Genomic DNA, 12,133 nt, shown 5'->3' on the forward strand with positions numbered 1-12,133 from the left:
AAATACACCATCCTCATCTAAAAAAATTAGAATCACACAGTGTAAATTTCACTTCAAACCATTGCAAATACTACATCTCTCTAAATAAACCAATAACTTTGCCAATGACTTTAACATCTAAACAAAAGATAGGATCCATGGTATCATTTTCAGGCTGGAGTCTTACCCTGTTCTTCTCTCTAAAGAAGCGTTTAACAGTCACCTCATCACCTAGTAAAGCAACAACAATATCTCCATTATCTGCATGCTCTTGCTGACGTACAATAATATAATCTTTGTTTAGAATCCCTGCCTTAATCATACTTTCCCCCTTCACACGTAGCATATAAACATCGCCACCTCTTGCAAGATGATTAGGAAGAGGATAGTATTCTTCAATATGTTCAGTTGCTAAAATAGGTGCACCGGCTGTAACAGTCCCAATAACAGGAACAGGTGTTACATGATCAGTAAGCCAATTTTTAGTTTCATCAATAACCTCAATAGCACGTGGTTTAGTTGGGTCACGTTTAATATAGCCTTTATCTTCAAGTTTACTGAGATGACTATGCACAGTAGAAGTGGATTTAAGTCCTACTGCAAGGCAAATTTCACGTACAGAAGGTGGATACCCCCTATCTGTACTTACTTCTTTAATAAAACTTAGTATTTCTTGTTGTTTCGTACTTAACTCACTCATCCTTATTCCCTCAGTTCACATCAGTTTTATCTATTATAGCATATCTCATATAGCATATCAAACGTTTGTTCGCTATTAAAGTTCTAAAAAATTTATCATGACAATAAGATAATGTAAGCTTTGTTTAGAAGTCATTTAAGATTTTAAGAAGCTGATCGATGAGTTCTTCTTCTGATATTCTATGCTCCTGTGTAATCCACCATCTAATAGTCTGCATTAAGGCACCAGTAAAAAAATGTGCTAGAATTTCTGGATGGGCAATAAGTAACGCACCATTTCGTTCATCTTCTTTGAATTTTAGTTTTAGATCTAATGAAATTTGCTCCGATAAGATATCTAATAATGAAGATGTCATATTACTTTGCAAAATTGATTGAATAAGTTTTTCATTCTCTGAGATAAATGAAATGGTTCTACGAAGAAGATTGAGGTAAAATGCTTTAGATCTTTCATCACCAAATGTAATAGTATTTTCTTTATAAAATTGTTGTTGTGTCTCTCTAATAACAAAGATAAAAAACTCATATTTATCGGCAAAATGCTTATAAAAAGTTGCTCGCCTAACCATGGCTAGATTACAGAGTTCATTAACTGTAATATCTTCAAAGCGTTTTTTTTCAAGTAATTGTAAAAAAGTAGTTGTTAAAGCTTTATACGTTTTTAATATTCTTAAATCTATTTTCTTTTCCATGTGTAACTCCTTTAGGAGACACTTCATGATTAAATGTCAATTAAGTGTCTAAACTCATCTATTTGAGCCTTTTTATTTTAATGAAAATTAGTATAATAAGAAAATATACATGTGTCAATTATTTTTCACATGTATCAGTATTATAATATCAAGGAAGGAGTTTTTAGATGAGTGAAACAAAACCAACTGTAATGGAGCAGATTGCAGCGTTTATTGTTGACAAACGTAATCTGCTCTTTCTCATGTATATCTTAGCCATTGTATTTTGCTTCTTTTCTATGAGATGGGTTGATGTTGAAAATGATATTACAGCTTACTTATCTGAGGATACAGAAACCCGTCAAGGCTTAACAGTAATGGATAAGGAATTTGTTACATTTGGAACAGCGAATATTATGATCTCCAATATATCCTATGAACATGCACAAGTAATCGCAGATGAATTAAAAGAAATTCAGGGTGTAACTAAGGTTGAATTTGATCATACAATAGACCATTACAAAGATGCCTCTGCGTTATTATCTCTTACCTTTGAGGGGGAGGAAGATGATCCTATCAGTATGACTGCTATGAATGAGGTAAGAGATAGGGTGTCATCTTATGATACTTCTATCTCTACATCTATAGGCGTAAATTTGGCAGATCAACTTGCCCGTGAAATGCAAATCATCATTGTAATCGCTGCTTTTATTATTATCGTAGTTTTACTTTTTACATCTAAAACCTATGGAGAGATTCCGGTTCTTATTATTACTTTTATTGTAGCTGCAGTCCTGAATATGGGGACTAACTTCCTTTTAGGAAAGATATCCTTTATTTCAAATTCTGTAGCCGTAGTCCTTCAGCTAGCTTTAGCCATTGACTATGCTATTATATTATGTCATAGGTTTAGTGAGGAACATGAACAGCTTCCTACTAGGGAAGCCTGTATCATTGCATTAAGTAAAGCAATCCCAGAGATTTCTTCAAGTAGTTTGACTACTATATCAGGGCTTGGTGCTCTTATATTTATGCATTTTAAAATAGGTGAAGATTTAGCTTTTGTATTAATTAAATCAATTCTCCTAAGCTTACTATCAGTATTTACCTTGATGCCTGGCTTACTCATGCTTTTTAGTAAAATCATCGATAAGACATCACACAAAAACTTTGTGCCTTCCATTAATATAGTAGGGAAATTCGTGGTAAAAACTAGGTATATTATTCCGCCTATTTTTCTGGTTATATTGGTTTTAGCCTTTATTTTTGCTAACAAATGCCCCTATGTTTATGGAACAACAGATCTTCGTGCGGCCCGCAGAAATGATACGCAAATTGCAGCGGATAGAATTAAAGAATCCTTTGGAACAGATAACCTGGTTGCACTCATTGTGCCTTCAGGAGACTATGAAGCTGAAGGTAAATTACTCAATAAGCTAGAGAGTTATGCACAAGTAAAGTCTACTTTAGGGCTTGCAAATACTGAAGCCATAGATGGGTATATGCTTACAGCCTCTTTGACACCAAGACAATTTGCTGAACTCATTGATTTAGACTATGAGGCAGCAAAACTTCTTTATTCAGCTTATGCTGTACATGATGAAGCATTTGGCAAAGTAGTAAACGGTTTAAGTGAATATGGTGTCCCTTTAATTGATATGTTCATGTTTCTATATGACCAAGTGGATAAAGGCTATATCACTTTAGAAGATGAGCTGATGGATACTTTAGAAGATCTTAATAATCAGCTTACAGATGCAAAACTTCAGTTAATGAGCGAGCAATATAGCCGTATGCTTATTTATCTGAATTTGCCTGAGGAAAGTGATGAGACCTTCGCCTTCTTAGAGACTATTCATGATGAGGCAGCTCAGTATTATGAAGAGGAAGTGTATATAGTAGGTAATTCAACGAGTAACTACGATTTATCCTCAACTTTTGGTATGGATAATATCATTATTAGTATATTATCGGCCTTATTTGTTATCGGTATTTTAATGTTTACATTTAAATCAGCTGGATTACCTGTGTTGCTTATTCTTGTTATTCAGGCAAGTATATGGATGAATTTTTCATTTCCTTATCTTCAAAATACAAGCTTATTCTTTTTAGGGTATTTAGTTGTATCCTCCATCCAGATGGGGGCTAATATTGACTATGCTATTGTCATTACAAGTAGATATATGGTACTAAAAAAGTCTATGCCTATAAAAGAAGCTATTATTGAAGCTTTAAACCAGAGTTTCCCTACTATCATTACATCTGGAGCTATTTTAGCATCGGCAGGTATTCTCATTGGGCAGATTACAACAGATGGGACTATTGCTTCTATTGGTGTATGCCTTGGACGAGGTACTATTATTTCGATGGTTTTAGTTATGTTTGTTTTACCTCAAATACTAGTTCTTGGTGATAGTATTATTAAGCGAACAGCATTTGCTGAGAGAAAGCAAGCCCCCTTACAAAAAGCAAGTGGTAAACTTTATGTGAGTGGAAGAGTAAAAGGATATGTTTCTGGTATAGTAGATGCAGATATAAGTGGGGTTATTACTGGAGAAGTACATGCCATGGTCGATTCAAAGGAAATAAGGCAAGAAGAACCAGCAAATGACGGGAAGGAGTTTGAGTGCTATGAGAAAAATTAAAAAATATACTGCATTCTTTCTAATGATGATAATAGGTCTTTCCTTCATCTACCCTTTTGTTCAACTAAGAGCGGAAGATAATAGCATCTATATTTCAAACGCAAAAGATCTTATAGACCTTTCAAAAAAATGTACTTTAGATAGCTGGTCTTACAACAAACAGATTATTTTAGCAGGTGATATTGATTTAACTGGTACCAGTTTTAAGCCCATCCCCATTTTTTCAGGTACTTTCGATGGTGGTGGCTATACTATACGTGGGCTTGATTTAAAAGAAAATGGTTCACATCAAGGGTTGTTTCGTTATGTACAAGAAGGCGCCATCATTCAAAATTTAAATGTGGAAGGCAGTGTCACCCCAGGAGGCTCTAAGACTTATATAGGTAGTATGGTAGGCAGAAATAAAGGGCTTGTAAAAAATTGTACTTTCACAGGGGTAATAAATGGTGCTAAGTATATAGGAGGACTAGTAGGTGTTAATGAACCTTCTGGTAAATTAATTGACTGTAAGGTATCTGGTATAGTTTATGGCGAGCATCAAATAGGTGGTATAGCTGGAGAGAACATGGGTACTATTCTACGTTGTACCAATAATGCTAGTGTCAATACACAGGCTATCAATCAGGATATAAATGTAGAAAAGATTGTGCATGAGGGTATAAACCCTATGAAAGAAGCTAATGATCTAACTTCAGACGTTAGTGATATAGGTGGCATAGTTGGTGTAAATATGGGTATTGTCCAAAATTGCATAAACAGCGGCATAATAGGATATGAACATATTGGATATAATGTGGGGGGTATAGCAGGACGCCAATCTGGTTATATCACAGAGTGTCATAACGAAGGGTCTGTCTATGGACGTAAAGAAGTAGGGGGGATTGTGGGACAGATGGAACCCTATACAGTTCTTACCTTTTCTCAATCAAAATTAGATGAACTTAGCAAGGAACTTGATGTGCTACAAAATATGGTGCATAAGGCAACGGCAAATAGTCATGATGGTTCAGATTTAATCTCTAGTCAGCTTACAACCATACAAAACCATGTAGATACGGCTCGTAATCATACACAATCCCTTTTAGATCAAACAGAAGAGATGATTAATCAAAACGTAGATACTGTCAATGAAGTAAGTACCACTGTGTCCGAGGCATTAGATCGATTAATACCTGTAGCCAATTCTTTAACGGATATGTCTCGTTACATAGAAGAATCTATCCAGCCTATTCAAAACGCACTCCAGTATATGCTAAAAGTTACAGATAGTACTGATGAGGGTATAGATGAGTTAGAGAATATCACGGAATATATGCATTCAGCTATAGGATCTGCAGACCATGCATTAGTCTCTTTTAATGATGGCTTAAATCTCATTAATACGTCTATGGAATATTTAGTAAGTGGTGATCTAAAAGGTGTCATACATTCTATCCAAAAAGCAATTGATGCATTAGATCGAAGTAGAAATGAATTACATAGTTCACTTAGGGATTTAGAGTATGCAACTTCTCATTTATCAGAAGTTTTTGATGTGCTAGATGATGCAAATCATTATATAGATAAATCCATAAATGCTATGAGTAAATCTATGGACAGTATGGAAAATGCGGCTGATTCTTTAACCAATACATTTACAGAATTAAGCTCATTAGTAGAATACCTAGCTGATCAGCCTGAGGTGAGTTTTGTAACAAGTGACAGTAACTACCAAGAGACAAAAAATAATCTTTGTGACGCACTTGGAGAGACTTCAAATGCTTTATCTGAGCTCAATAATATGTTTAATAAGCAAAGTCATATTCTTCTCAATGATATACAGGCTATTACTGATCAGCTTTTTGTAGTATTTGATACTATGCTAGATATAACTAATGAGGTTACTTCATTTGATATAAAATCAGAGGAGTATAAAGAAGATATATCAAATGCTGATACTCAAGAACAAACAGAAGGCAAGGTCGCAAACTGTTTGAATAATGGCATTGTATCAGGAGATATTAATGTAGGTGGTATTACGGGAGCCATAGCTATTGAACGAAGCTTTGATCCAGAAGATGATATAGAAGTAAAAGGGAATAAGTCCCTTAACTTTATCTTTCAAACACGTGCAGTTATTAGAGAATGTCACAATAAAGGAGAAATTAAAGCAAAAAAAGATGGTGTTGGTGGAATTGTTGGAACTATGAAGCTTGGCTATGTAGTTGATTCTATAGCTGAAGGAAAAATTATCAGTGATGGTGGTAACTATATTGGTGGTATAGCCGGCCAATCTTATTCATTAATTCGCTCTAGTTATGCAAAATGTGTTTTAGAAGGTGGAGAATATATAGGTGGAATTGCTGGCAAAGGTAGGGATATGTTGAATTGCCGTGCCTTTGTACGTATTAATAGCGCTGATGAATATTTTGGCTCTATTGCAGGTGATATCGAAAGTGATGGACAGATACAAGGAAACTTTTTTGTAAGCGATACCCTTGGTGGGATTGATGGAATTAGTTATGCAGGTAAATCCGAACCATTGGCATATGAAGACTTTATCCAATTAGAAGGTATGCCTTCTATCTTCTCAGAGTTTACATTAAACTTTTTAGTCGATAACAAGGTAGTGGAAAAGGTGCCTTTTACTTATGGAGATAGCCTAGATGCTAAGAAGCTGCCTCAAGTACCTCCAAAAGAAGGCTACTTAGGTACTTGGGAAGCCTTTGATTCTACACATCTTACCTTTGATCAGGATGTAGAAGCAATCTATACTTCTTTACGCTCTACCTTAGAAAGTAAAGAGCGAAGAAATGATGCCATGCCTATTATGTTAGTAGATGGCCTCTTTACTCCAACAGATGTGTTAACTCTAACAAAAAGTAATCATCTTGCCCCACTCTTACAAAAGAATCAAATGCAACTAGAACAGTGGTCCATCACTATACCTGATGATGGGAATAAGACTCATACTTTACGTTACCTTGTTCCAGAGGATACAAAAAATGTCCAAATCTACTTACTAAAAGATGAGAAATGGGTCCAAGTAGATACTAAACAAGATGGGAAATATATTCTTTTTGATATAGATTATAACCATTGCGTACTTAGTGTCATTAATAATCCTCCAACAGCACTAGCCAGTCTCTTTATAATACCTATCGTGCTTATACTTCTATTGATTATTTTTATTAAGTCAATACATTCAAAAAGAACAGATTCTATTACACAGTCTATTTCCTAAAATCATAAAAAAGCTCACAATTACTTGTGAGCTTTTTTATTCTATATCTCTAAGCTTGACAATAGATGCTGCCATTCTTCTTCTAGCATCATCCATTTGAGCATAGTGTTTTTTCGTCGTATTAACATCTTTGTGTCCTAGAACGTCAGCAACGAGATAAATATCGCCTGTTTCTTGATAAAGCTGAGTCCCATATGTAGAACGTAGTTTATGCGGTGTAATGGTCTTAAGCTGGGTCACAAGACTGCTATATTTTTTTACAAGAATTTGAACACTACGTACACTCAATCGTTTATTTTGTAAAGAAAGAAAGAGCGGGGTATCACCATCTTTACATACCTTTTCTTTACGCTCCTGCATGTAGTCACGAAGCGCACCTTCAACTTCCTGACCAAAGTAAATAATTGTTTCGTTTCCACCTTTTCTAGTAATACGAATTCCATTATAGTTAAAATCCACATCTTCCATATTAAGACCTACACATTCAGATACACGAATACCCGTTCCTAGCAATAAAGAAATAAGGGCTAGGTCTCTTTTTTTAGTATAGACATGATAACGCTGTTGCTTTTCTGTCAGCTCAGTGCCTTCTTCCACAATATCAAGAAGTCTTGCTACTTCATCTACCTCCAGTTTCACAATAGGCTTTTCATTAATTTTAGGCATATCTACTAAGGCGGTAGGATTAAAAGTAATGAGTTGTTGCTTATAGAAGTAGTGGTAGAAGGTTTTAAGGGCTGCTAACTTTCTAGCTTTCCCCTTCTGTCCATTTTGATGGCTAATTGTTTCATCTTCATCGTCTTTTTTCTCATAATAAGAAAGGTATTCTAAGTATTTTTCAATATCTCTAGGTGAAAGAGCCTCTAGCTGTTTAAGCGTAATCTCCTTAAAGGATTCCAACCTACTAAAAGATTCATTTTCCTTATGCAGGTAGTCAAAAAATACTCTTAAATCATAGGCATAGGCTAAACGGGTATTCATACTCGTTGTATGTTCAAGCCCTCTGAAAAAGTCAAAAGTATAAGGAGGCAGTTCACTAATGACTTCACGTAATACTTTAGTTAAATGAATTTGTCGTTGTTCACTATAGCTTGACATATTATCAGCTCCTTGCTTTCCATCCGTCAATTTCGCTACGTTCTATAGCACCAAATAAGTGGCTTGATAAAGATGGAATTTCTTTTTCTAACTTATAAATAAGCTGCTTTGTTGTCTCACGTCTTGTTACACCATCTGCAGGACAAGGGCTTTTCACAACTGGAAGGCCTTCTTTTTTTGCAAAATATTTAATATCTTTTTCAGGCACATAAATAAGGGGCCTAATAATAGTAAGTTCTGCGCGCTCTAAATAAGTAACAGGACTCATGGTATGAATGCGCCCTTCATAGAATAGGGACATAAGGAGTGTTTCATTAATATCATCTTGGTTATGTCCAAGCGCAATTTTATTACAGCCAAGCTCTTTAGCTTTATCATTTAAGGCTCCCTTACGCATTTTAGAACATAATGAGCAAGGATTAGATTCCTTACGCTCATCAAATACAATTTTTCCAATTTCTGTTTCATATACCGTATAACGTACCCCTAGTTTTTCACAAAAAGCAATAACACCTGAAAGATCAAAGTTATCGAAGCCTAACGAAACTGTAATAGCTTCGAGCTCAAATTTCTTAGGATAGAAGTATTGTAAATGTCTTAAGGCAAGAAGAAGTGCTAGGCTATCCTTACCTGCTGAAATACCTACCGCAATACGGTCACCTTCTTCAATCATATGATAATCTTGTATCGCACGTCTGGCGTAGCTAAGCAAATGTTGAATTTTCATTTATAAGTCCTCCATAGTTTAGGGTAATCCCTTATTCTAGCTCATTTTATTATAAAGGTATTACCTTTGAGATAAAAGCAAAACTCAAAAATCCGAACATTTATTTTTGAGTACAAATTATATTGACGGGTATTTTTGATACTTATCCGAACTATGAACCAAAATGTATTGTTTATTTTTTGTTAAAGTTCGATGAAATTTTATAATAAGGTTATATCTTGATTTTTCTTCAAGTATACTCTTAGTATAAAGAATGTCTATTAAACTTTCTACTTTTAGGGCATAAAGTAGAAAGTTTAATAAAATACGAAATTTAGATGACAACGTGGACGCTTTCTGATAAGATAGTCCTTAAAAAATAAAAGATGGTAAAGGAGACAGTCTATGAAACATTATTTAGATGTATGTCGTAAACTAGAAAAAGCAGACCAAGTATTAAAAAACGGACGTATCATCAACGTCTTTACAAAAGAGATCATAGAAGGCGACCTAGCCATTTGTAATGATAAAATTATTGGTATTGGACATTATGAAGGGAAAGAAGAAATAGACCTTAAAGGAAAATATGTGGTACCAGGCTTTATCGATAGTCATCTTCATATTGAATCAAGCATGATTTCACCTTCAGAATTTGCTCATGCTGTATTACCTTTTGGTACAACAACTCTTATTGCGGATCCTCATGAAATTGCCAATGTAAGTGGCCTTGATGGTATCGACTATATGCTTAAGGAAAGTGAGCAGGCACCCCTTTCTATTTACTATATGCTTCCATCTTGTGTACCTGCTACACCAATGGAAAGTAGCGGTGCTATTTTAGATGCTGCTAAAATGGAGAAGTACATTAACCATCCACGTATATTGGGTGTGGGTGAGATGATGAACTATCCTGGGGTGCTTTTTGGAGATGAATCTGTTTTAGCTAAAATTAAAGTAGCTGGAGATAAAATTGTAGATGGCCATGCCCCTCATGTTAAGGGAGATGACCTTGTAGCTTATGCTTTCTCAGGTATCCATACAGATCATGAATGTAGTGAGATTGAAGAGGTTATAGAACGTCTTAGACTCGGTATGGTTGTTCAAATTAGAAAAGGTACAGCTGCTAACAATTTAAATGATATTGTCAGTGAGCTTGTCAAAACTCATTTACCACTTACAAACTGTGTATTCTGCACAGATGATAAACACTTAGAACATATCTTTGAAGATGGCCATATTAATAGCAATATCCGTGAAAGTATTAGCTTAGGAATTGACCCAATTGAAGCCATCTGTATGGCTACCTTATATCCTGCACGTGTTTATAGCTTACGTCATAAAGGTGCCTTAGCGCCAGGGTATGACGCAGACCTTGTTATCCTAGATAATCTTGAAACAGTAGCAGTAAACCGTGTTATGACTAAGGGAAAATGGTATGAACAAGAACCATCTATTACTGCAAAACGTTACGACGCCTATACAACAGTTCAAAACACAGTACATTGTGACCCAATTTCTGAAGAAGATTTAATCATTTCCTTATCACAATCTAAAGCACATGTCATCGGGCTTATTGACGGACAGATTATTACTAAGAAACTTGTAGAAGAAGTACCAGTGGAAAACGGTTACTTTAAAGCCAATGAAACTTATTCTAAAATTGCTGTAATTGAGCGTCATCACAATACAGGGAATAAAGCTGTTGCCATTCTTAAAAACTTCTCTATTAAAAATGGTGCTATTGCACAAACTATTGCACATGACTCTCATAACATCGTATGTGTAGGGGATAATGATGCAGATATGGTACTGGCAGTCAATACTTTAATTGAAAAACAAGGTGGAATCGTCCTTGTATCAGAAGGAAAAGTGCTTGATCATCTGAACTTACCAATTGCAGGTCTAATTAGTACATTAAGTGCCAAACAAGTTACTCATAAACTTAAAGAAATGCTAGATGCCGCTAAGGGGCTAGGCATTAATCCACAGGCTGACCCATTCCTGACATTAGCCTTCTTAGCATTACCTGTTATTCCAGAAATTAAAATTACAGATAAAGGACTCTTTGATGTAGGTGCTTTTAAGCATATTCCAGTTGAATTTATTTCTGAATAATCCTATTTCTAATAAAATTCATCAACAAATAGGTATAAATACACACTTACCATTTACACTAAAGGTAAGTGTTTTTATTTTTCTTTTTAAAGGAGGGCATTATGAAAAAATCCTATTTTTCTAATCCTTATTTACAGATTCTATTAGGTACCATTTTAATTGCCTTGAGCATTAACTGGTTTTTTGCACCTAACGGACTGGTAACTGGCGGTATTGCCGGAATTGGTATCATCTTGCAAACTGTGTCTACTGAATTCCTAGATTTTACAATTCCTGTATGGGTTACTAATATTGTTTTGAACATCCCTTTATTTGCTATAAGTATTAAACAAAGAGGCTTTAACTTTGCCAAAAGATCTGCTTTAGCTGTTACTGGTGTATCTGTGATGTTAAGTATCGTAGAACATATTCCTAATCCTTTCTGGGTAGGTGATGACCTTTTGGTATGCTGTATCTTTGGCGGTGCACTTTCTGGACTTGGAATAGGTACAGTGCTACGTAATTTAGCCAGTACAGGTGGTACAGATATGCTGGCTTCCATTATCCGCTTTAATCATCCACGCTTTCCTATTGCCAAGCTCATGCTAGGTATTGATGGTCTTATTCTTTTAACAGGTCTTTTTGTTTTTGGCGCTAATAAAGCTATGTATGCCATTGTTGCTGTATTTGTCAGTACCCGTGTTGTAAACAATGTACTAGCAGGTCTCCATTATGCTAAAGCTGTTTTTATTATGTCTTCTCATAATGAACAAATTTCTAAAGCCATTATTGAAAAGCTCCCTCGTGGTGTAACAGGGCTGAGTGCTCGTGGTATGTATACTAAAGAATCTAAAGAAATGCTTTTTGCTGTTGTATCTCAGAAAGAAATTACTAAACTGCGTACCCTGATTCAAGAAATTGATGAAAAAGCCTTTGTGGTTATTGCTGATGTAAGAGAAGTACTTGGACAAGGCTTTATTGAAGATTATAGTGCTATTATGTAGCTTTTTAAGTTAAA

General features: G+C 35.2%; 8 protein-coding genes. 4 read left to right on the forward strand and 4 right to left on the reverse strand.

Going from position 1 to position 12,133, the window contains the following annotated elements:
- Nucleotides 1–70 precede the first annotated feature (70 nt).
- Nucleotides 71–685 (reverse strand): transcriptional repressor LexA, encoded by a 615-nt coding sequence (gene lexA / locus ACLTBU_RS00205; RefSeq protein ID WP_412217333.1) that lies wholly within the window; start codon nt 683–685, stop codon nt 71–73.
- 118 nt (nt 686–803) lie between these two features.
- A complete protein-coding gene (locus tag ACLTBU_RS00210; protein WP_177669959.1) occupies nt 804–1,370 on the reverse strand; it encodes a TetR/AcrR family transcriptional regulator in 567 nt (188 codons plus the stop codon).
- Nucleotides 1,371–1,537: 167 nt separating this feature from the next.
- On the opposite strand from ACLTBU_RS00210, the gene ACLTBU_RS00215 reads away from it, so the two are divergent.
- Nucleotides 1,538–3,994: an efflux RND transporter permease subunit gene (locus ACLTBU_RS00215; protein WP_412217017.1), complete on the forward strand. Its 2,457-nt coding sequence runs from the start codon at nt 1,538–1,540 to the stop codon at nt 3,992–3,994.
- Nucleotides 3,981–7,217: a hypothetical protein gene (locus tag ACLTBU_RS00220; protein ID WP_412217018.1), complete on the forward strand. Its 3,237-nt coding sequence runs from the start codon at nt 3,981–3,983 to the stop codon at nt 7,215–7,217. Before ACLTBU_RS00215 ends, ACLTBU_RS00220 begins: the two co-directional genes overlap by 14 nt.
- Before the next feature lie 36 nt (nt 7,218–7,253).
- Here the strand turns inward: ACLTBU_RS00220 and ACLTBU_RS00225 are convergent, their stop codons facing one another.
- Nucleotides 7,254–8,315 carry a tyrosine-type recombinase/integrase gene (locus tag ACLTBU_RS00225; RefSeq protein ID WP_177669954.1) on the reverse strand — a complete coding sequence of 354 codons (1,062 nt, stop codon included), beginning with the start codon at nt 8,313–8,315 and terminating at the stop codon, nt 7,254–7,256.
- A gap of 4 nt (nt 8,316–8,319) precedes the next feature.
- The gene (locus ACLTBU_RS00230; protein ID WP_177669952.1) at nt 8,320–9,042 is read right to left on the reverse strand and encodes a tRNA 2-thiocytidine biosynthesis TtcA family protein; all 723 of its coding nucleotides are present in this window, start codon (nt 9,040–9,042) and stop codon (nt 8,320–8,322) included.
- A gap of 384 nt (nt 9,043–9,426) precedes the next feature.
- Between ACLTBU_RS00230 and ade the strand changes: the two genes are divergently transcribed.
- Nucleotides 9,427–11,136 (forward strand): adenine deaminase, encoded by a 1,710-nt coding sequence (ade, locus tag ACLTBU_RS00235; RefSeq protein ID WP_412217019.1) that lies wholly within the window; start codon nt 9,427–9,429, stop codon nt 11,134–11,136.
- A 101-nt stretch (nt 11,137–11,237) separates the two neighbouring features.
- Nucleotides 11,238–12,119, forward strand: a complete 882-nt coding sequence (locus ACLTBU_RS00240) for a YitT family protein (protein WP_177669948.1) — start codon at nt 11,238–11,240, stop codon at nt 12,117–12,119.
- Nucleotides 12,120–12,133 lie beyond the last annotated feature (14 nt).

The sequence above is a fragment of the Zhenhengia sp. genome (genome assembly GCF_046966505.1).
GTDB classification, from domain to species: Bacteria; Bacillota; Clostridia; order Lachnospirales; family Cellulosilyticaceae; genus Zhenhengia; species Zhenhengia yiwuensis.

Coding starts and splice junctions, on each gene's coding strand:
- ACLTBU_RS00210 (WP_177669959.1), bottom strand. CDS start 1,370: ATGGAAAAGAAAATAGATTTAAGAATATTAAAAACGTATAAAGCTTTA.
- ACLTBU_RS00215 (WP_412217017.1), top strand. CDS start 1,538: ATGAGTGAAACAAAACCAACTGTAATGGAGCAGATTGCAGCGTTTATT.
- ACLTBU_RS00220 (WP_412217018.1), top strand. CDS start 3,981: ATGAGAAAAATTAAAAAATATACTGCATTCTTTCTAATGATGATAATA.
- ACLTBU_RS00225 (WP_177669954.1), bottom strand. CDS start 8,315: ATGTCAAGCTATAGTGAACAACGACAAATTCATTTAACTAAAGTATTA.
- ACLTBU_RS00230 (WP_177669952.1), bottom strand. CDS start 9,042: ATGAAAATTCAACATTTGCTTAGCTACGCCAGACGTGCGATACAAGAT.
- ade (WP_412217019.1), top strand. CDS start 9,427: ATGAAACATTATTTAGATGTATGTCGTAAACTAGAAAAAGCAGACCAA.
- ACLTBU_RS00240 (WP_177669948.1), top strand. CDS start 11,238: ATGAAAAAATCCTATTTTTCTAATCCTTATTTACAGATTCTATTAGGT.